Source organism: Sphingomonas tabacisoli, assembly GCF_042678385.1.
Taxonomy (GTDB): Bacteria; Pseudomonadota; Alphaproteobacteria; order Sphingomonadales; family Sphingomonadaceae; genus Sphingomonas_B; species Sphingomonas_B tabacisoli.
Map to the genome: position 1 here is coordinate 1,840,586 of NZ_JBHUDY010000001.1, position 20,588 is coordinate 1,861,173.

The 20,588-nt window shown below is 65.4% G+C and carries 19 protein-coding genes; 10 read left to right on the forward strand and 9 right to left on the reverse strand.

What is annotated here, in order from left to right; all coding sequences use genetic code 11:
• Positions 1 to 78: 78 nt before the first annotated feature.
• The 3 genes from ACFSCW_RS09435 (at position 79) to ACFSCW_RS09445 (ending at position 5,064) form a co-directional block, all read left to right on the forward strand.
• Positions 79 to 2,877, forward strand: a complete 2,799-nt coding sequence (locus tag ACFSCW_RS09435; protein WP_380888645.1) for a S8 family serine peptidase — start codon at positions 79 to 81, stop codon at positions 2,875 to 2,877.
• A gap of 74 nt (positions 2,878 to 2,951) precedes the next feature.
• Positions 2,952 to 3,701 (forward strand): class I SAM-dependent methyltransferase, encoded by a 750-nt coding sequence (locus ACFSCW_RS09440; protein ID WP_380888647.1) that lies wholly within the window; start codon positions 2,952 to 2,954, stop codon positions 3,699 to 3,701.
• 49 nt (positions 3,702 to 3,750) lie between these two features.
• On the forward strand, positions 3,751 to 5,064 hold the full coding sequence (locus ACFSCW_RS09445; RefSeq protein ID WP_380888649.1) for an erythromycin esterase family protein: 1,314 nt from the start codon (positions 3,751 to 3,753) through the stop codon (positions 5,062 to 5,064).
• Positions 5,065 to 5,113: 49 nt separating this feature from the next.
• Here ACFSCW_RS09445 and ACFSCW_RS09450 read toward each other — a convergent pair whose 3' ends face one another.
• The 4 genes from ACFSCW_RS09450 to ACFSCW_RS09465 are packed head-to-tail and all read right to left on the reverse strand — an operon-like array spanning position 5,114 to position 7,756.
• Entirely contained in the window at positions 5,114 to 5,467 is a 354-nt protein-coding gene (locus ACFSCW_RS09450) for a hypothetical protein (protein ID WP_380888651.1), read from the reverse strand.
• The gene (locus ACFSCW_RS09455) at positions 5,464 to 6,699 is read right to left on the reverse strand and encodes an NRAMP family divalent metal transporter (RefSeq protein ID WP_380888653.1); all 1,236 of its coding nucleotides are present in this window, start codon (positions 6,697 to 6,699) and stop codon (positions 5,464 to 5,466) included. Before ACFSCW_RS09455 ends, ACFSCW_RS09450 begins: the two co-directional genes overlap by 4 nt.
• Positions 6,686 to 7,030, reverse strand: a complete 345-nt coding sequence (locus tag ACFSCW_RS09460; RefSeq protein ID WP_380888655.1) for a hypothetical protein — start codon at positions 7,028 to 7,030, stop codon at positions 6,686 to 6,688. The genes ACFSCW_RS09455 and ACFSCW_RS09460 overlap by 14 nt, the downstream gene beginning before the upstream one ends.
• Positions 7,031 to 7,078: 48 nt before the next feature.
• On the reverse strand, positions 7,079 to 7,756 hold the full coding sequence (locus ACFSCW_RS09465; protein WP_380888657.1) for a TMEM175 family protein: 678 nt from the start codon (positions 7,754 to 7,756) through the stop codon (positions 7,079 to 7,081).
• 562 nt (positions 7,757 to 8,318) lie between these two features.
• Between ACFSCW_RS09465 and rimO the strand changes: the two genes are divergently transcribed.
• Complete coding sequence (gene rimO / locus ACFSCW_RS09470) at positions 8,319 to 9,653, forward strand: 30S ribosomal protein S12 methylthiotransferase RimO (protein ID WP_380888659.1); 1,335 nt, start codon at positions 8,319 to 8,321, stop codon at positions 9,651 to 9,653.
• Between the two features lie 18 nt (positions 9,654 to 9,671).
• Here rimO and ACFSCW_RS09475 read toward each other — a convergent pair whose 3' ends face one another.
• Entirely contained in the window at positions 9,672 to 10,070 is a 399-nt protein-coding gene (locus ACFSCW_RS09475; protein WP_380888661.1) for a hypothetical protein, read from the reverse strand.
• Positions 10,071 to 10,184: 114 nt separating this feature from the next.
• Here ACFSCW_RS09475 and ACFSCW_RS09480 point away from each other — a divergent pair, with 114 nt between their 5' ends.
• The 4 genes from ACFSCW_RS09480 to argC all read left to right on the forward strand — a co-directional run bounded on the left by ACFSCW_RS09480 (position 10,185) and on the right by argC (position 13,855).
• Positions 10,185 to 11,579, forward strand: a complete 1,395-nt coding sequence (locus tag ACFSCW_RS09480) for a leucyl aminopeptidase family protein (RefSeq protein ID WP_380888663.1) — start codon at positions 10,185 to 10,187, stop codon at positions 11,577 to 11,579.
• Between the two features lie 143 nt (positions 11,580 to 11,722).
• Positions 11,723 to 12,076, forward strand: a complete 354-nt coding sequence (locus ACFSCW_RS09485; protein ID WP_380890077.1) for a MarR family transcriptional regulator — start codon at positions 11,723 to 11,725, stop codon at positions 12,074 to 12,076.
• Positions 12,006 to 12,917: a C40 family peptidase gene (locus tag ACFSCW_RS09490; protein WP_380888665.1), complete on the forward strand. Its 912-nt coding sequence runs from the start codon at positions 12,006 to 12,008 to the stop codon at positions 12,915 to 12,917. Before ACFSCW_RS09485 ends, ACFSCW_RS09490 begins: the two co-directional genes overlap by 71 nt.
• On the forward strand, positions 12,914 to 13,855 hold the full coding sequence (gene argC, locus ACFSCW_RS09495; protein ID WP_380888667.1) for an N-acetyl-gamma-glutamyl-phosphate reductase: 942 nt from the start codon (positions 12,914 to 12,916) through the stop codon (positions 13,853 to 13,855). Before ACFSCW_RS09490 ends, argC begins: the two co-directional genes overlap by 4 nt.
• Positions 13,856 to 13,902: 47 nt before the next feature.
• Here argC and ACFSCW_RS09500 read toward each other — a convergent pair whose 3' ends face one another.
• On the reverse strand, positions 13,903 to 14,382 hold the full coding sequence (locus ACFSCW_RS09500; RefSeq protein WP_380888669.1) for an EF-hand domain-containing protein: 480 nt from the start codon (positions 14,380 to 14,382) through the stop codon (positions 13,903 to 13,905).
• 214 nt (positions 14,383 to 14,596) lie between these two features.
• Here ACFSCW_RS09500 and purB point away from each other — a divergent pair, with 214 nt between their 5' ends.
• Together purB and ACFSCW_RS09510 are read left to right on the forward strand one after the other, a co-directional pair.
• A complete protein-coding gene (purB, locus tag ACFSCW_RS09505) occupies positions 14,597 to 15,910 on the forward strand; it encodes an adenylosuccinate lyase (protein WP_380888671.1) in 1,314 nt (437 codons plus the stop codon).
• 356 nt (positions 15,911 to 16,266) lie between these two features.
• On the forward strand, positions 16,267 to 16,497 hold the full coding sequence (locus ACFSCW_RS09510) for a hypothetical protein (protein WP_380888673.1): 231 nt from the start codon (positions 16,267 to 16,269) through the stop codon (positions 16,495 to 16,497).
• 114 nt (positions 16,498 to 16,611) lie between these two features.
• Here the strand turns inward: ACFSCW_RS09510 and ACFSCW_RS09515 are convergent, their stop codons facing one another.
• From ACFSCW_RS09515 to dnaK, 3 genes are all read right to left on the reverse strand, one after another.
• A complete protein-coding gene (locus ACFSCW_RS09515) occupies positions 16,612 to 17,343 on the reverse strand; it encodes a class I SAM-dependent methyltransferase (protein WP_380888675.1) in 732 nt (243 codons plus the stop codon).
• A gap of 58 nt (positions 17,344 to 17,401) precedes the next feature.
• Complete coding sequence (dnaJ, locus tag ACFSCW_RS09520; protein WP_380888677.1) at positions 17,402 to 18,517, reverse strand: molecular chaperone DnaJ; 1,116 nt, start codon at positions 18,515 to 18,517, stop codon at positions 17,402 to 17,404.
• Between the two features lie 138 nt (positions 18,518 to 18,655).
• Positions 18,656 to 20,569, reverse strand: a complete 1,914-nt coding sequence (dnaK, locus tag ACFSCW_RS09525) for a molecular chaperone DnaK (RefSeq protein WP_380888679.1) — start codon at positions 20,567 to 20,569, stop codon at positions 18,656 to 18,658.
• Between the last annotated feature and the right edge of the window lie 19 nt (positions 20,570 to 20,588).

Below are 20,588 nucleotides of genomic sequence, written 5' to 3' on the forward strand. Positions count from 1 at the left end.
GGTATAGCGGTCATTACCTCCAAGATTTCAATCGGTTAGACTAGATCGCCCCGCACATGCGAGTTGCGGGGTTTTCCGATGTCTGACCTGTACGATCGTTCCGAGGGCTATGCCGTCGCGTCCAGCCTCACCTGGCGGGAGGACCTCGAGCCGCTACCGTCCGAAACCGCGGACGGGTTCGTCGTCCATATCGAGGCGGTCAGCAACGACACCGGCTACACCAGCGGCAACCTCTGGGGCATGTACGGCGACAAGACGTCGCCCGCCAACCTCTATGGCAGTCAGGCGGGCGAAGCCTGGGCGGCGGGCTATACCGGCTCGATGAAAGTCGCGGTCGGCGTCGTCGACAGCGGCGTCGATTACACCCACCCCGATCTCTACCAGAACATCTGGCTCAATCAGGGCGAAATTCCCTATTCGATGCGGGGCCTGCTGAACGACGTCGATGGCGACAAGCTGATCACGTTCCGCGACCTGAACTCGCCGCTCAACGCCGGCTTTGTCAGCGACCTGAACGGCAACGGGTTCATCGACGGCGGAGACCTCCTCAAGGACAGCCGTTGGGCCGACGGTATCGACGAAGGCGGCAACGGCTACACCGACGATCTGATCGGCTGGGACTTCGCCAACAACGACAACGACCCGCTCGACGACAACGGCCACGGCACCCACGTCTCCGGCACGATCGGCGCGATGGGCGGCAACGGCGTCGGCGTCGCCGGCGTCAACTGGAACACCGAAATTGTCGCGCTCAAGTTCATGGACGCGAGCGGCTCCGGTTACACCAGCAACGCGACCAAGGCGCTCGACTATTTCACCAACCTGAAGGCCAGCAACGCCGGCATCGACTTCGCAGCGACGAACAACAGCTGGGGCGGCGGCGGGTTCGACCAGACCCTGCAGGACGCGATCACGCGCGCGGCGAAGGCGGACATCCTGTTCGTGGCGGCCGCCGGCAATGGCGGCAGCGACCAGGTCGGCGACAATAACGATACGACGGCGAACTGGCCCTCCAACTTCAGCACGCTGTCGACGGCGGGCTATGACAATGTCGTGGCGGTCGCGGCGCTGACCAACACCGGCGGGCTCGCCAGCTTCTCCAACTACGGCGCCACCACCGTCGACCTCGCGGCCCCAGGCTACGGCATCTATTCGACGACGATGGGCGGCGGTTATGGCTATATGAGCGGCACGTCGATGGCGACGCCGCACGTGACCGGTGCGATCGCGCTTTATTCCGCCTACAATCCCGGCGCCACGGCTGCCCAGATCCGTGCGGCGCTCCTCTCCTCGACCGACGCCGCGTCGGTGCTCGCCGGCAAGACCGTGACCGGCGGCTATCTCGACGTTGCCGCAATGATGAACGCCGGCACTCCGGCTCCTGCACCGGCCCCCACGCCGACACCGACGCCGACGCCAACTCCCACGCCTGCCCCGACGCCGACGCCGACGCCTTCGACCATTTACGGTCTGGCCGGCAGCGATGCGGTTCACGGCACGGCAGCAAACGAAACCATTTACGGCTTCCCCGCGGCGGACACCAACCTCGGCAAGGGCACCCGCGACGAGCTCTTCGGCGGCGGCGGCACCGACACCTTCGTGCTCGGTGACTCGCGCGGCCTATTCTACAACGACGGAGACGCCACGAACGCCGGCCGCGGCGATTACGCGCTGATCCGCGACTGGGCGGCGGGCGACAAGATCCAGCTCAACGGCGTCGCCAGCGACTATATCTGGGGTGCGGAGACGCTCGCCGGCATTCAGGGCAGCAGCATTTTCCAGGACAGCAACCATAACGGCAAATGGTATTCCACGGACGAGTTCGTCGCCCATGTCGAAGGCTCGGCCGCGGCCCTGAACCTTACCGCGAGCGACTTCACCTTCACCGGCGGAACGCCGACGCCCACTCCCACCCCGACTCCGACTCCAACACCCACGCCTACCCCGACGCCGTCCTCAACCATTTATGGTCTGGCCGGCAGCGACGCGGTCCACGGCACCGCGGCCAACGAGACGATCTATGGCTTCCCCGCGGCGGACACCAACCTCGGCAAAGGCACCCGCGACGAGCTCTTCGGCGGCGGCGGCACCGACACCTTCGTCCTCGGGGACTCGCGCGGCCTGTTCTACAACGACGGGGACGCCGCAAACTCCGGCCGCAGCGATTACGCGCTGATCCGCGATTGGGCGGCAGGCGACAAGATCCAGCTCAACGGGGTCGCCAGCGACTATATCTGGGGCTCGGAGACGCTGAGCGGCATTCAGGGCAGCAGCATCTTCCAGGACACGAACCATAACGGCCGCTGGGATTCGACGGACGAATTCGTCGCCCATGTCGAAGGTTCGGCTTCCGCCCTGAACCTCACCGCAAGCGACTTCGTGTTTACCGGCAGCGGCACGCCCACTCCGACTCCGACGCCCACACCTACCCCGCCGCCCTCGACGACGATCTACGGTACCACGGCTTCGGAGACGATCACGGGAACCGCAGCGAACGAGATTCTGTATGGCTTTCCGTCGACTGACACCACGCTCGGTCGCGGCACGCGCGACTGGTTATACGGCGGCGGCGGAACCGACACGTTCGTGCTCGGAGATTCACGCGGGCTGTTCTACAATGACGGGGACGCCACAAGCGCGGGCCGCAGCGATTACGCGCTGATCAAGGACTTCGTCGCGGGCGACAAAATCCAGCTCAGCGGCGCGGCCACCGATTATATCTGGGGTGCGGAGACGCTTGCTGGCGTCCAGGGAAGCAGTATTTTCCAGGACACCAACCATAACGGCAAATGGGATTCGACGGACGAGTTCGTCGCCCATGTCGAAGGCTCGGCCGCGGCACTGAATTTGACCACGAACGACTTCGTCTTCGCCTAGCGGGCGTTCGTCGAAGGCGCTTTGACAGGCACACTCTCCGGCGGTTGCCTCGGCGGTAGTCGGAGGTCCCTGAAATGCGCGGTCACAGCCTGCTTGCCGCTTGCCTGTTCGCAACGCTCCCGGTTGGGGCAATCGCCGAGAGCGCGATTGCGAGCACCATCCAGAGCGCGGTCGCCGATCCGTCCCGCCCGGCCGATCAGCGCGCCGCGGACGAGAGCCGCAAACCCGCCGAGACGATCGCCTTCGCCGGCGTCCGGCCCGGCATGACCGTCGGCGAATTCTATCCGGGCGGCGGCTATTTCACACGGATGCTGAGCGATGTCGTCGGTCCCAAGGGCCATATCCACGGCATCGAGAACGACCGCTGGAAAGGCGCGGTCAAAGCCGACGCCGAACTGGTGGCGTCGGGCCAGCTCAAGAACGTCACGATGGACTCCGCCCCGTTCGGCACGGTCCGCTTCCCCAAACCGCTCGACCTCGCCTGGGTCACGCAGAATTATCACGACCTGAAGATCGCCGAATATGGCGTCGTCGACACCGCCGCTTTCAACCGCGCGGTGTTCCAGGCGCTCAAGCCCGGCGGCACCTATTTCATTCTCGATCACGAGGCGCCGGCCGGAACGACGACCGCCGACATCGCCAAGCTTCACCGCATCGAGAAAGCGCAGGTGATCCGCGAAGTAACCGCCGCCGGGTTCAAGCTTCTCGAAGAAGGCGATTTCCTGCGCCGCCCGGGCGACGATCACACCCTCTCGATCTTCGACAAGGCGATCCAGGGCAAGACCGACCAATACGCGCTGAAGTTCGTGAAGCCTCTGCACTGAAGCGAACTTCCGCTGCCGCGGCTCGTTCTGCTTCGAAGAGGAGCAGGACATGGCTGCGGAAACGCTGACCCGCAACGCTTCGGAATTGATCGCCCGGGCGGCCGAGCCGCTGCCCGAAATCGATGATCCGGCATTCGGGACGTTCTTCGACCGATTCGGCGACGCGCGTGTCGTCTGCCTGGGCGAAGCGAGCCACGGCACGTCGGAATTCTACCGGGCGCGCGCGGCGATCACGCGTCGGCTGATCGAGCGGCACGGCTTCACGATGGTCGCGATCGAGGCGGACTGGCCGGACGCGGCGGTGATCGACCGGATCGTCCGCGATAAGTCCTCTCCGCCGGAAGCCGAGACGCCGTTCCTGCGCTTTCCGACCTGGATGTGGCGCAATGCTGAATTCGCCGCCTTCGCCGAATGGCTGCGCGGCCATAATCGCTCGACCGGTCGCAAGGTCAGCTTTCACGGCCTCGACCTCTACAACATGAACGCCTCGATCGCGGCGGTGATCGGCTATCTGGACTGCACCGATTCCAAGGCCGCAGCGGACGCGCGGCGGCGCTACGGCTGCCTCAAGCCTTGGAAGGAAGAGCCGGCGATCTACGGCCGCATCGCGCTCAGCGAAGGCTATGGGCGCTGCGAGGAAGCCGTCGTGCAGACGCTTCGCGACCTTTTCGCAAAACAGCAGGACTATGTGGACGGCGATCCCGACGCTTTCCTCGATGCCGCGCAGAACGCCCGACTGGTCGCCAATGCCGAAGCCTATTACCGCGCCATGTACCACGGCTCGGCCGCGAGCTGGAACCTGCGCGACGAGCATATGGCCGACACGCTGGCGCTGCTGCTCCGCTGGAAAGGGCCGGACGCCAAGGCAGTGGTCTGGGCGCACAACAGCCATATCGGCGACGCCCGCTTCACCGACATGGGCGAAAGCCGCGACGAGCTGAACCTGGGCCAGCTCGTCCGCGAAGCGCATGGCGACTTGGCGCGGCTGATCGGCTTCGGCACCCACACGGGCACGGTCGCCGCAGCGGACGATTGGGACACGCCGATGAAGATCAAGACGGTCAATCCGTCGCGGACCGACAGCTATGAGCGGCTGATGCATGACAGCGATGTCGAGCGCTTCCTGCTCGACCTCCGCGCAGGCGAGCACGACGATGTCCGCGAGGCGCTGATGGAGGAGCGGCTGGAGCGCTATATCGGCGTCATCTACCGCCCCGACACCGAGCGCTGGAGCCACTACTCCGAAGCGACCCTGCCGAAGCAGTATGACGCCTTCGTGTGGTTCGACCGCACGCAGGCCGTGACAGCGCTGCCAGGCCCCGAGGAACACGGCCCCGACGAAACCTGGCCCTTCGGCCTCTAAATCCCTCTTCCTTCCACGGCCGGCCGGTCCTTCGAGTCCGACAGGCACATCAGAGCGCGCCCCATTTCGGCATTGCGGAGCGGAGCCGGTCGTCGATCCGGCCCAGTCCCAGCTCGGAAGCCGGGCAGTCGAGCTGAACCGCGCTGGCGATGCGTTCGACATGCGCGATATCGACGCGCACCATCCGCTCGCCGGCGACAAGCCGGACCAGCGCCATGCCCCAGCGCGGCAGCCGCCCGACCCACGCGCCGGGCCCGACGAGAAGCGCCGTCATCGTCGCCGTCCCTTCCGACCCGCCCGCGAACTCGATATTGTCGACGATCCCGCAATAGCGGCCGTTCTTGTCAAGGATCGGCAGGTCGAGCAGCTCGGCGGCCGGCTTCGGCGAGTCCGTCGGCGTCATCCCTGCCCTCCCGAGCTCGCGACGAACAGCGGCACCGCCAGAACGGCGGCAAGCGTGATCACCACGAAATAGAACCAGCCCAGCCCGGTCGCGATCGGGCCATTCGCATGCTCGCGCATATATTTGCGATCCCCCGCCAGCAGCATCAGCGGCAGATAGGTGAGCGGCAGCACCAGGATCGAGAACAGCACGGCATATTGCACCAGCTTCATCGGATCGACGCCGGTCAGGATGATGCCGAGCGCCAACGCGAAGCACACCAGCCAGGCGATCGTGAAGCGCGGTGCTTCCCAAGGCTTCTTGTGCCGCCCCCATTCCCAGCCGAAGAATTGCGCGACCGAATAGGCGTTGGACAGGCACGTCTCCACCGCCGCCCCCGCCACTGCGAACAGCATGCCCAGCAGCGCCAGCAGCAGCCCGAGTTTCCCGTAAGGCTGCACCGCCTGCAACGCGGCGCTGCCCGGAAGCTGCGGATCGATATGCGCCGGCGCGAACAATGTCGCCGAGCTCGACAGGATCGATATGCCGAGCACCGAGCCGAGCGCGAACCCCACGATGCAGGTGATCCGGTTCACCGACAGGTCCTTCGGCCCCCATTCCTCCTCGATCGCGCCGGAGGAATAGAAATAGGCTTCATAGGGGAACAGCACGGCGCTGATGATCGCCACCATGAAATAGGCGAAGTTCAGCATCTCCTTGCTGCTCAGGCCCGGCGGGATTTGCGGGACGAACCCATTGGCGATCGCCCCCCAGTCCGGCTTGATCGAGACCAGAGCGGCGGCGAACACAATCATGAACAGGCCGAGCAGGCCATAGGTCCGCTCGATCCACTTGAACGGCAGGAACCAGATCGAGGCGGCGAGCGCGACCGTGGCCAGCACCGCCATCAGCGCATAGGCCGCCCCGGTGAGCAGATGCAGGATGATCGCGATCCCGCCCACTTCGGCCGCGCAGGTCACGAGATTGCTGATCAGCGACGCGATCAGCGTCACCATGCCAAGCTTCAGCCCCAGCCGGTATCGCATCAGGTTGAACACCGGTTGCTTGGCCACGGCGGCGACGCGCCCGCTCATCTCGCCGAACACCATGATGCCGACAGTCGAAAACGCGAACACCCAGATCAATGCGAACCCGAAGGCGGAGCCCGCCTGCGCCGCGAAGACAAGTTCGCTGATGTCGACGAACCCGCCGACCGCCGTCATGATGCCCAGCGTAATCTCAAGCAGATTCAAGGGCGTCCTCGATCCGCTTGAGCGCGAGCACCTGCGCGTTTAGCGCTGCCGGATCAGCCTGGTCCGGCAGCGCCTGCAACCGCCGCGCGATGTCTGCCGCGCCCCGGTCCGGGCCGGTCAGCTTCTTCGCCTCATCCGCGATCGCCGAACGCGCCGCGGCGCGCATGCCCTCGGCATAGGCCTTGGTGACCTTGCCCGCCCGCGCATCACGATTGACCAACGCCCACTCCGCCGCGGCGCTCCGCACAGCCTTGATCGAAGGCAAGTCCGGCTGCTCGCCCGAGGAGCAGGCCGCCAGCACCAGGGCGACGATCGGAACGGCGAACCTCATGCCACGGAAAACGCGTCGGTTTCGGACCCGTTCCGACCGCGCGGCCAGCTATTGGCTGGATTTCTCCTCCTCTGCCGGCTCTTCTCCCGGATTGTAGCGCGGCTTCGGCTGGGGCAGCAGGAAGAAGGCCACGCACAGAAGCGCGATCGCCACGCCCAGCCTCGGCGCCACGATGACGACCGGCACTGCGGCGATCTGGATCAGCGTCGCGATTCCGTATCGCCGCGTCATCTGCCGAAGGAAATCCGGCGCCAGCCTGTCGTCCATCGTTCGGCGACCCGACCTGCCGTAGAACCACTTGGCCATCCAGGTGCAGGCGATCAGCGCCAGGCCGATAACGAGCGTCAGCGCTCCGGTCGCCTCGAACTGGGTGCCCAGATGGAAGCACCAGGCGCGGATCGGATAGGGAACGACGACAATGGCCAGAAGGAACAGCAGGTTGATCGCGCTGAACCAGTGATCGCTTCTGGCGTAGATGCGGCCCGAATAATGATGCTGAAGCCAGTAGGCGCCGATCACGACATAGCAAATGATCAGAGCGAGGTGTTCACGCCACTGCTCCGCCATCGCTTTTGCCAGATCGCTATAGCCGTGCGGGCCATCGGGCGATCCGGGCACTTTGATCTCAACGATCAGCAAGGTCAGCGCGATCGCGAAGACCGCATCGCTGAATCCCTCGAACCGGCTAAGGCCGCGCTGGGCGCCAGACGTTTCCCGTTGGGCCATATCGTGAGCCTGCGTTCGAGGGGGAGAAGCCAGCAGGAACGAGTGGGCCGACGCGGGGTTCCGGCACGATCTGCCCGTCTGCTTTGGGTTAAGATTGCGCTTTGAGAACCCGACGTCAGTGCGTTTTGAAAGCTCCGAACGCATCGCCGGCAATGTGCCTGAGACCGCGTCTCACTTCCTATAGTCTCCGCGCCTGATCTGCATGATCGCGCAGGACAGTGCCTCGATCCGCTCGGGATGCGCGCCTAGCCGTTGGGCCGCATCGCGTTCATCGGCGAGCATTCGCTCCATCTGCCAAACCTCCTTCGGGGGATCGGAAATTTGAAGCCAGGGCTTTTTAAGGCGCTCAAAGAACATGGTTCCCCCCGGAGCGCGGAATGCGCCCTCCTCTCAGACGCCGCGCGGAGAGAAAACCTCATCTAGGTTAATTAATCTATGGGCCAGGCGCGTTCCTTCCTCAGGTCCGCTAAAGACCGAAAGCGGAGGTCGGCGCGAGTTGAGGACCGGCGGATGCGGAGCACTGGTAAAATCGCCTGCCCTTCACTATGTGGCGCGCCTTCCCATGGCTACAACACTTCCCTTGCCGCCCAAGGTGGGCATGGTCTCGCTCGGCTGCCCCAAGGCGCTGGTCGACAGCGAGCGGATTCTGACCAAGCTGCGCGCCGACGGCTATCAGATGTCGCCCGACTATGCCGGCGCCGACGTCGTGCTGGTCAACACTTGCGGCTTCCTCGATTCCGCCAAGGAAGAGAGCCTGGAAGCGGTCGGCGAGGCGATTGCCGAGAATGGCCGGGTCATCGTCACCGGCTGCATGGGGAATGAGGCGGACGTGATCCGCGCCCGCTTCCCCGACGTGCTCGCCGTCACCGGCCCGCACCAGTATGAAGCGGTAGTTGGCGCGGTGCACGAGGCGGCGCCCCCGATCCCCTCGCCCTTCGTCGATCTGGTGCCGGAAGCCGGGCTGAAGCTGACCCCCCGCCACTACAGCTATCTGAAGATTTCCGAAGGCTGCAATCATCGCTGCGCCTTCTGCATCATCCCGTCGATCCGCGGCGACCTGGTCAGCCGCCGTCCCGACGCGATCCTGCGCGAGGCGGAGAAACTAATCGCAGCGGGCACCAGGGAGCTGCTGGTCATCAGCCAGGACACCTCGGCCTATGGCGTCGATCTGCGCCATGCCGAGTGGAACTGGAAAGGCGCGCCGGTTCGCGCGCACATGACCGACCTCGCCCGCGAGCTGGGCAAGCTCGGCGCCTGGGTGCGGCTCCATTACGTCTATCCCTATCCCCACGTCGAACAGGTCATCCCGCTGATGGCCGAGGGGCTTGTCACGCCCTATCTCGATATTCCCTTCCAGCACGCCAGCCCCAAGGTGCTGAAGGCGATGAAGCGCCCGGCGAACGACGCCAAGGTGCTGGAACGGATCAAGGCATGGCGCGCCATCGCCCCGGATCTCGCGATCCGCTCGAGCTTCGTCGTCGGCTTCCCCGGCGAGACCGAGGAGGATTTCCAATATCTCCTCGACTGGCTCGACGAAGCCCAGCTCGACCGCGTCGGCGCCTTCCGCTTCGAACCCGTCCAGGGCGCGGCGGCCAACGCGCTGCCCGACCCGGTGCCGGAGGAAGTGAAGGAAGAGCGCTACGCCCGCATCATGGAAAAGACCGCCGCGATTTCGGCGGCCAAGCTGGCGGCGAAGGTTGGCCGCACCCTCGACGTCATCATCGACGAGGTCGACGAGGAAGGCGGCGCCACCGGCCGCTCGGAAGCCGACGCGCCCGAAATCGACGGCAACGTCCTCCTCCGCGACGCCGGCCATCTGGCGCAGGGCGACATCGTTCCTGTACTGATCGAAGACGCCGACGAGCACGATCTGTTCGGGGTGCCGGTCGGCCGCTGACGCGAAAATTGAGCGAGCTCAGAACTTGAGCTTGCCGCCCAGGGTCAGCCGGGACTCGTTGGACCGGTGCCAGCCGCCGCTCAGCGCCGCGCCGACATCGGTCACGCGCTGCTGCCGCGCCTCGATGCCCAGCGACCAGCCGCGCTCGCGCCGGTGCATCGTGGCATTGAGCCGCACGCCGCGAGTCCGCATCGGCTTGCCGGAAACGATCTCCGCAGCCTCGGCGGCGTCGCCGGTCGCGCGGTCCTGAAACCCGCCCAGCTCCACCGCGCCACGGTCGCCCCAAAGCCCGAAGGCGGCCGAAGCCGAAGCGCTCGGATCGTCCCCGCTGACCTTAAGGCCCACCTGCTCGTTGCTGGTGATCGACACGGCAAGGTCTGGCCCTCCGGCCAATGCCGGGCCGGCCGGGCAGGCCATGACAATGAAAAACACTGCAGATCTGTGGCGCATGGTGAGCGTCCCGCGTCGCACTTTGCGATAGCGCCTGGATATGCGAGGGGCCGTTAAGGAACTCCTTGCGGAATGCGGTTGATGGAAAGTTTTTCATCTCTAGTTCAAGCAAATCGCGGCCAGCCCGCCCGGCTGCTCCTGCCCGTCGACAAAGCCGGATTCGACGACTGGCTAAAGGCGCAGCCTGCCCGCGCGAAGGCGGCTGGGGCGGCCCAGCGTTTCGCTGGAAAGCCGGGTGAGATCGCCATCCTTCCCGGTGATGGCCCCGAGGATTGGTCGGTCGCGATCGGCGTGGAAGAGACTGATGCGCTGGGTCCCTGGGATCTCGCCAAGGCGGCGGAAACCCTGCCCGAAGGCAGCTACCGGCTCGAGGGCAATCCCGGCGGGGCGCTGCTCGGCTGGCTGCTCGGCCAGCACCGGTTTGAACGCTACAAGAGGCCTGACACAGCCACCGGCCCGCGCATCCTGGTTACCGGCGAGGCCGCGCGGATCGACGACGCTGTTCGGCTGGCGGAAGCCGTCGCGCTTGTTCGCGATCTGGTGAACACCCCGACCGAAGACATGGGGCCGGCCCAACTGCAGCAAGCCGCAGAGCAGGCCGGCGCCGAGTTCGGCGCGCAGGTGCGAGTCACAACAGGCGACGAACTCGAAACCGGCTTCCCGCTCGTCCATGCCGTCGGCCGCGCAGCGGCGCGCGATCGGGCGCCGCGGCTGATCGAGCTGGAATGGGGCAATCCGGCGCACCCGCGCATCGCGATCATCGGCAAGGGGGTCTGCTTCGACACCGGCGGGCTCGACATCAAGCCCGCCTCCGGCATGCGGCTGATGAAGAAGGATATGGGCGGGGCGGCGCACGCACTGGCATTGGCCAGGCTCGTGATGGGCGGGCGGCTGCCGGTTCGGCTGCATCTGCTGATCCCGGCGGTCGAAAATTCGATCTCATCGAACGCGGTGCGCCCCGGCGATGTGCTCAAGAGCCGCAAGGGTGTCACGGTCGAGGTCAGCAACACCGACGCAGAAGGCCGGCTCATACTCGCCGATGCCCTGACTCGCGCAGGCGAGGACTCCCCTGAACTCATTATCGATTTCGCGACGCTCACCGGCGCTGCTCGTGTCGCCCTTGGTCCGGACCTTCCCGCCACCTTCGCCAACGATGATACACTCGCCGCCGATCTGCTCGAGGCCGGCGCGGCGGAAAACGACCCGCTCTGGCGGATGCCGCTCTGGGCCGGCTATGACGAGATGCTGCGCTCCGACATAGCCGATATCGACAACGCGCCGGAAGGCGGCATGGCCGGCTCGGTCACGGCGGCGCTGTTCCTCCAGCGCTTCATCGAGAAAGACACGCCCTGGGCGCATCTCGATACATTCGCCTGGCGTCCCGCGGCCAAGCCCGGACGGCCCAAGGGCGGCGAAGCCCTTGGATTGCGGGCAGTTTGGTCGGCCCTGCGCAAGCGCTACCTTCCGGCCGCATAAGCGAAATTTCGATACCCTCGCGAAACCGACGCCTATCCCGCGCGTTCGGCAGGACAAGATGTGAAGCCATCCCCGTCGCCACCAACCGATGCGCGGATGGTGGAGGAGATTGTCCCGTGGCGGAAAACGGACTTCAATCCTGGATGCGGACGTTGCTCAGCTACGTGCGCTCGGGTGACCCCGATCTCACCAACCGGCAGATGGCCTTGCTGCTGCTGGTTTATCTCAAACCCGGCCCCCACACCGTGCGCGGTCTGGCCAAGGCGTTGAACGTCTCCAAACCCGTCGTCACGCGTGCCTTGAATCGTCTAGGCGCGCTCGGCTATCTGCGCCGCCAGCGCGACGATGCGGACCGCCGCAACATCTTCGTCGCACCCACGCGTGAAGGGGCGGATTTCCTTGAGCATTTCAAAGGGCTCATCGGCAATGGCGGCAACGGCCAAGGCGGCGAAAAACGCAGCCAGCGCGCCGAATCCCGCGAACCGGTGCACGCCTGACCGGCGCAAGTTCGCGCTTACCGGCCCGTCGACGGCTCTCGATCACCGCACCCACGCCGCGCGCCGCGACCTGGCGGATGTGACGCTCGCCGGCCGCTGGTTCGCCCCGCATTATGCCGAGGCGGAGACACGGAGCTGTGGGCTGGCCGGAGCCGACATCTACTCGTCGGATGTCAGGGGAACGCGGATCAGCCAGTTGCTGCCCGGCGAACGCTTCGCCGTGCTGGAAGAAAGCGGCGACTGGCTGTGGGGATATAGCGAACATGACGGCTATGTCGGCTACGTCCGCACCGACACGTTGGGCGAGACGGCCAAGCCGACCCACATCGTAGTCGCGCGCAGCGCGCTGATCTTTCGTGAGCCGTCCAACCGCGCCGAAGTGGCAGCTGTGCTGCCGACTGGCAGCCGCATCTCGGGTGCGGTCGAAGACCAGTTCCTGCATACGAACGACGGCTATGTGGCCTTGCAGCAGCTCGGTTCGGTAGACGGAACGGAACCCGACCCGGTGGCCGTGGCAGAACGGCTAAACGGCATGCCCTATCTGTGGGGCGGCCGCGGCATCGGCGGGATCGATTGCTCGGGCCTGGTCCAGGTCGCGTTCGGGCTGGCGGGCGTCGCGTTGCCGCGCGACAGCGATCAGCAGATCGCCGAGGGGAGCGAAATCGACGCCCTGCTCCAGCGCGGCGATCTGCTTTTCTATCCCGATCACGTCACCCTGATGACCGCGCCGGATCAGGCGATCCATGCAAGCGGACATTGGATGAGCACCGTCATAGAACCGCTGGAGGCAATCGTGGCACGGCTCGGCGCACCCATCGCCCGGCGGAGAGTGGCGCCATGACGGCATCGGTGTTTATCGACGGCGGCGCAGGCACGACGGGACTTGAGATTGCCGATCGGCTGGCGGGACGTGCCGACCTGCAGTTGATCCGGCTGGACGAAGCGCGCCGCAAGGATCCCGCGGCCCGGCGCGAGGCGCTGAACGACGCCGATGCCGTGATCCTCTGCCTGCCCGACGATGCGGCGCGCGAGGCAGTGGCGCTGATCGACAATCCACGCACGCGGGTGATCGACGCTTCCACAGCACACCGGGTGGCCGACGGCTGGACTTATGGCTTTCCGGAACTCGAAGCCGACGCGCGGGAGAGGGTTGCGAAGGCGACGCGCGTATCGAATCCCGGCTGCTATCCGACGGGTTTCCTCGCTCTGGTCCGGCCGCTGGTGCGGGCCGGGCTTCTCGATCCGTCGACGCCGACAGCGGTCAATGCGACCTCCGGCTATTCGGGCGGCGGAAAGTCGATGATCGCGGCGTTCGAGGATGCCGACGCTCCGGATGCGACCGGCACCGCGTTTCGGCTCTACGCTCTGTCTTTGGGGCACAAGCACGTCGCGGAAATGCAGGGCCATGCCGGGCTGCAGCATCCGCCGCTGTTCGCGCCGGCGGTCGCCCGGACCTATCGCGGCATGATCGTCGAGGTGCCGCTCCCCATCGCGCCGCCGCTGAGTGCGATCCAGGACACGTTGGCCCAGAGCTACGCTGGCCAGAGGCTGGTGCGTGTGGCGGATGCGCAGGAAAGCGCGGCGATGTCGCTGGTGACGCTCGAACGGCTGGCCGGCACCGATGGATTGGAGCTGTTCGTGTTCGGCAATGAGCAGCGTGGCCAGGCGCGGTTGGTGGCGGTGCTGGACAATCTCGGCAAAGGTGCCGCGGGGGCTGCGGTGCAGAACCTGAATTTGATGCTCGGGCTCGACGAGCCGAGCGGCCTGAGGCTGCCGTAGAAAAGGGGACCGCCGGAAGCGATCCCCTTCCCCTGTTTGTCCGGAACTCAGCTCTTCAGAAAGGCTTCGAGCTCTGTCTTCGAGACCGAACCGCTCTTGTCCTTGTCCGCCTTGGCGAAGGCGGCGTTGGTCCAGGCGGTGGCGTCCTTCACGGCCGCTTTCTGTGCGGGATTCTGCTCGCGCAGCGCTTCCATCCACTTGCCGAACTCGGCCTTGGTGAGCTGGCCCTTGCCGCTGGCGTCGTATTTCGACCAGTCCGCCGAGACGACCGCCGCGACAGCGTCGGCGGGGTTGCTCGTCGCAGTCGCCGCTGTCGAAGCGCCCGGTGTGGCGGCGGCTGCGGGCGCTGCGCTCGGCGTTGCCGCGGCGGCAGGAGTGGCAGCGGTCGTAGGCTGCTGGGCAGTTGCGGCGGGCGTGGCAGCCGCCGCAGGCTGGGCTGCGTTGGTCGAAGCCGTCGGAGCGGCGGTCGTCTGCGCCAGCGCGGGCGCGGCGATCACGATCGCGCTGCCCAGAAGAATTTTCTTCATCATCCTTGAAACTCCTATGCAATTTCGCGCGTTCATATGGCGTTAAGCCATTGAAAAGGCTGGCCCTCTTCGGGCCAAGCATCAACGGTCATGTGGGCGCGGCAGTTCCGCCGGCCCAGCGTTTGCCGCGCCTGCTCGTCCCTGCTATCGCGCGCCTCGTCGCGAAGGCGTGAGGCCGGCGCGGCCAAACGATCCCCCGACCGGTGAGCCTGCCATGATCCCCCGCTATTCGCGTCCCGAGATGGTCTCGATCTGGACGCCCGAGACCCGTTTCCAAATCTGGTTCGAGATAGAAGCGCACGCGCTGGATGCGATGGCCGAGCTCGGCATCGTGCCGAAGGACGCGGCAGCGAAGGTCTGGGAAGCGCAGCGCACCAGCCCGCCGTTCGATATCGCGCGGATCGACGCGATCGAGGCCGAGACGAAGCACGACGTCATCGCCTTCCTGACGCATGTATCGGAGCGCACCGGCCCCGAGGCGCGCTTCCTGCACCAGGGCATGACCAGTTCCGATGTGCTGGACACGTGCCTCGCCGTGCAACTCGCCCGCGCGTCCGACGTATTGATCGCGGACATCGACGCGTTGCTCGCCGTGCTGAAGCGCCGTGCGTTCGAACACAAGCTGACGCCGACGATCGGCCGCAGCCACGGCATCCATGCCGAGCCGGTGACCTTCGGCCTGAAGCTCGCCGAAGCCTATGCCGAGTTCAGCCGCAACCGTGCCCGCCTCGTCGCGGCGCGTGGCGACGTTGCCACCTGCGCGATCTCCGGCGCGGTCGGCACTTTCGCCAACATCGATCCGCGCGTCGAAGCCTATGTGGCTAACAAGATGGGGCTGACGGTCGAGCCGGTCTCGACCCAGGTCATCCCGCGCGACCGCCACGCGATGTTCTTCGCGACGCTGGGCGTGATCGCGTCGTCGATCGAGCGGCTGGCCGTCGAAATCCGCCACCTGCAGCGCACCGAAGTGCTGGAGGCGGAGGAGTATTTCTCGCCAGGCCAGAAAGGCTCGTCGGCGATGCCGCACAAGCGCAATCCGGTGCTGACCGAGAACCTGACCGGCCTGGCGCGAATGGTGCGCGGCTATGTGACGCCGGCGCTGGAGAATGTCGCGCTGTGGCACGAGCGCGACATCAGCCACTCCTCGGTCGAGCGCTATATCGGCCCGGATGCCACGATCACGCTGGACTTCGCGCTCGCGCGGCTCACCGGCGTCGTCGACAAATTGCTGATCTATCCCGAGCGGATGATGAAGAACATGAACCGCATGGGCGGCCTGATCCATTCCCAACGCGTGCTTCTTGCGCTGACCCAGGCCGGCGCGAGCCGCGAGGACGCGTACAGACTGGTCCAGCGCAACGCGATGAAAGTGTGGGAGTCTGACGGCGCGCTGTCGCTTGAAGAGCTGCTGAAGGCCGATCCGGAAGTGACGCGCTACCTGTCGGCGGACGAAATCGCGGACAAATTCGACCTCGGCTACCACCTGAAGCACGTCGACACGATCTTCGACCGCGTGTTCGCCGCCTGAGCCGGCCCTTAAGTTCACAAACTTCCAGGGGTGAAGCACCTTTTTCGCGAGTTTATCCGGGATTGTCGTTTGATTGCAGCGGCTTGGCTGAAAATAGGAAATGCCGAACCGTGGACGTTCTGCGACGAACGGTGATCGCCGGACGAGACGCGCGGGCGTGAAGCGGATCGGGTGAAGGCGAGGCGCAGTCATCCACGATCATATGCCTGAGAGCAAAGGTGTAGGACAGAGTTTCGTCCGCTATGGGTGGAAAGCGGACGTTCGCCTCGGATTTGGTCGCTGGACGATATTTGCTCTAAGATCGACGCGATGGCACCGGCTCCGAAGCCTCGCGCCCCCTACAAGAAGGGCCAAATGTGAAAGCGGCATTCGGCTGTATCGCGTCTATCGCTTACTTCGCGTTGGTCGCGCTTTTCATGCTCGGCAACATGTTGGGCGACTGCTTTCCAGAAATGGGCGACTCATGTCCAACCGACCACGAACGCAATGTAACGATCCTTGGAATATTTTTCGGCGGGATCGCAGTTTACGGCGTGCTGGCATGGATCACCATTCGGCTCACTCGCCGCAACCAAGATTTAAACTGAAAATCTATCCGAAAATGGACTAGGCGCATGTCCGCTTGGGGTCGAAAGCGGTCAAACCCCACTCTCGTCGGGAGAGCAGACGTGAGCGTCAGCCGCCAGGTGGCACCCTGACTATCACCGGTTCGGCTTCCGAAATTTCAGCACGAACTGATCGGTCTTGCCGCGGATGCCGGATTCCTGGACGCGCAGGCTGTGGTCGTCTGCGGGGTGGCGGAGCAGCGGGCTTTCGGCGACGAACTTGAAGCCGGCCGCTTCGACTTCCTTGCGGACCAAGCCGCTTTCGATCCGGTGCAGCGTGGAGGTGACGCTGGCGCCGACGCCCTTGCCGGCTTCATGGTCGGCGATCAGGTAGATGCCGCCAGGCTTCAGCGCGCGGAAGGCTTCCGCGTTGACGACGGAGGCAGCGTCGCGGTCGCCGATCTTCGCATTCTTGAAGTCGTGATAATTATTGGTGGTCCAGACGATATCGACCGGCTCGGGCGCGGGGATGTGGGCCTGCTCGCCGGCGATGATGGCGACGTTCGCGTGGTCTTTCGCGATTCCCTGCAGTGACTCGCTTGGCTTGGAGGTAACGGCATAGACTTTGCCCTTCGGACCGACGGCGCCGCTCAAGATACGCGTAAAATAGCCGCCTCCCGGCGCGAGCTCGGCGATCTTGTCGCCCGCCTTCACGCCGGCGAAGGCGACCAGCTCTGCGGGCTTGCGGTCGGCGTCGCGGGCCTTGTCGGCATCGGGGCGGCCCGGATCGGCGAGCACGGTCGCGAGCTTTACCGGAGGCGCCGCGATTGCGGCCGTGCTGCCCAGCGCCGCACACGCAATTGCACTCCAAAGTCCTGATTTCGCCATTGCCACTCTCCCTTTTCGCCAAGCCTAGGCGCGAGAGCGGCAATCGGTCAAACGGCTCCTAACCGCTGATCGCGCTCTTCAGCTTTTCGAAGAAGCCCTTGCTTTGCGGGCATTCCTCGCCGGTTTCGGTCGCGCGGAATTCCTCGAGAAGCTGCTTCTGCCTGGCCGAGAGCTTGGTCGGTGTTTCGACCTCGATCTGCACGACGAGATCGCCCTGCCCGCGGCCGTTTAGCACCGGCATGCCGGCGCCGCGCTGGCGGAGCTGCTTGCCGGACTGGATGCCCGACGGGATGCGGATTTCGTGGCGTTGCTTGTCGAGGCCGGGGACCTCGATCGTCCCGCCGAGCGCCGCGGTCGTGAAGCTGATCGGGCAGCGGGCGTAAAGCGTCGTACCCTCGCGCTCGAAGATCGCATGCCGCTTCACGTGCAGGAAGATGTAGAGGTCGCCGCATGGCGCACCGCGCGGGCCGCATTCGCCTTCGCCGGAGAGGCGGATGCGCGTGCCTTCGTCGACGCCTGGCGGCACGTTGACCGACAGCGTCTTCTGCTTGTCGACCCGGCCTTCGCCGAAACAGATGTTGCAAGGATCGGAGATGACTTCGCCCGCGCCGTGGCAGGTCGGGCACGTCCGCTCGACCACGAAAAAGCCCTGCTGCGCGCGGACCTTGCCCATGCCGCCGCAGGTGTTGCAGCCGCGGACGCCGGCGCCCGCCTTCGCGCCGGTGCCGGCGCAGGCGCCGCACTGGGCGGAGACGTCGATCGTGATTTCGGTCTGCTTGCCGTGGAAGGCGTCTTCCAGGCTGATTTCCATGTCGTAGCGGAGATCGGCGCCGCGCTGCGGGCCGCGCCGCGCGCCGCCCTGGTTCATCCCGAAAATGCTTTCGAAAATGTCGGCAAAGCCTTCGAAGCCGGCGCCCGCCTGATGGAAGCCACCGCCGCCGCCATTCTGGAACGCGGCATGACCGAAGCGGTCATAGGCCGCGCGCTTCTGCGGATCCTTCAGGCATTCATAGGCCTCGCTGACGGCCTTGAACTTCGCCTCGTGATCCTTGCACCCGCCATTCTTGTCCGGGTGATATTTCATCGCGAGCTTGCGGTACGCGGATTTGATCGTCGCCTCGTCGGCGGTGCGATCGACCTCCAGCAGCTCGTAGTAATCGACTTCGGTGCTCATCGTACCCCTACCTGCACCGGAGTGCCCTCCCCCCTTGTCGTCACCCCCGCGAAAGCGGAGGCCCAGCAACTGCCTTCATGAAGAACAGCTGGGTTCCCGCTTTCGCGGGAATGACGAAAAAAGGTCACATCCCAAGCCTTACTTGTTCTCGTCGACTTCGGAGAACTCGGCGTCGACGACATCGTCTTCGGCCTTGCCCTCGGGCGCTTCGGCACCCGGCGAGGCGGCCGCGGCCTGTTCCTTCTCGTAGATCGCCTGGCCGAGCTTCATCGCCGCCTGGGCGAGCGCCTGCGTGGTGCTCGTCATGCGATCGGCGTCGCCGCTCTCGACCGCGCTCTTCGCCTCGGCGAGAGCGCTCTCGATCTCCGACTTGACCGACGCGTCGACCTTGTCGCCGTGCTCGGCGAGCTGGCGTTCGGTGGTGTGGATCAGGCTTTCGGCGTTGTTCTTCGCCTCGGCCGATGCACGCCGCTTCTTGTCTTCCTCAGCGAAGCGCTCGGCGTCCCTGACCATCTGCTCGATGTCGGAGTCCGAAAGGCCGCCCGAAGCCTGGATGCGGATCTGCTGTTCCTTGCCGGTGCCCTTGTCGCGCGCCGACACGTTGACGATACCGTTCGCGTCGATGTCGAACGTGACCTCGATCTGCGGCACGCCGCGCGGCGCCGGCGGGATGCCGACCAGATCGAACTGGCCGAGCAGCTTGTTGTCGGCCGCCATTTCGCGCTCGCCCTGGAACACGCGGATCGTCACCGCCTGCTGATTGTCATCGGCAGTCGAATAAGTCTGCGTCTTCTTGGTCGGGATCGTCGTGTTGCGGTCGATCATCCGGGTGAACACGCCACCCAGCGTCTCGATGCCCAGCGACAGCGGGGTCACGTCGAGCAGCAGCACGTCCTTGACGTCGCCCTGCAGCACACCCGCCTGAATGGCGGCGCCCATCGCGACGACTTCGTCCGGGTTGACGCCGGTGTGCGGCTCCTTGCCGAAGAAGTTCTTCACGACTTCGCGGACCTTGGGCATGCGGGTCATGCCGCCGACGAGCACCACTTCGGCGACGTCGGACGCCTTGATGCCGGCATCGGCCAGCGCCTTCTTCACCGGCTCGATCGAGCGCTGGATCAGCGGCTCGACCAGCCGCTCGAGATCGGCGCGGGTGATCGTCTCGACCAGGTGCAGCGGCGTGGTCGCGCCGCCTTCCATGCGGGCCGTGATGAAGGGCAGGTTGATCTCGGTCGTCTGCGCCGACGACAGCTCGATCTTCGCTTTCTCGGCCGCTTCCTTCAGGCGCTGCAGGGCAAGACGGTCCGTCTTGAGGTCCATCTGCTCCTTGGCCTTGAACTTGTCGGCCAGATACTCGACCAGCTTGGCATCGAAGTCCTCGCCGCCGAGGAAGGTGTCGCCGTTGGTCGACTTCACCTCGAACACGCCGTCGCCGATCTCGAGGATCGAGATGTCGAACGTGCCGCCGCCAAGGTCATAGACCGCGATCGTCTTGCCGTCCTGCTTCTCAAGGCCATAGGCAAGCGCGGCCGCGGTCGGCTCGTTGATGATGCGCAGCACCTCAAGGCCGGCGATCTGGCCGGCGTCCTTGGTCGCCTGGCGCTGTGCGTCGTTGAAGTAGGCGGGAACGGTGATCACGGCCTGGGTGACGGTCTCGCCCAGATAGGATTCCGCCGTTTCCTTCATCTTCTGGAGCGTGAAGGCCGAAATCTGCGACGGCGAATAATCCTGTCCGCCGGCCTGCACCCAGGCGTCGCCGTTCGGGCCCTTCACGATGTGATACGGAACCAGCTCCGTATCCTTCTTGGTGATCGGATCGTCGAAGCGGCGGCCGATCAAGCGCTTCACCGCGAAGATCGTGTTGTCCGGATTGGTCACCGCCTGGCGCTTGGCCGGCTGACCGATCAGCCGCTCGCCGTCCTTGGTGAAGGCGACGACCGAAGGCGTGGTGCGCGCGCCTTCCGCGTTCTCGATAACCTTGGGCTTTCCGCCCTCCATCACGGCCACGCAGCTATTGGTGGTGCCGAGATCGATCCCGATGACTTTGGCCATTTTTCCTCTTTGAGCCCCT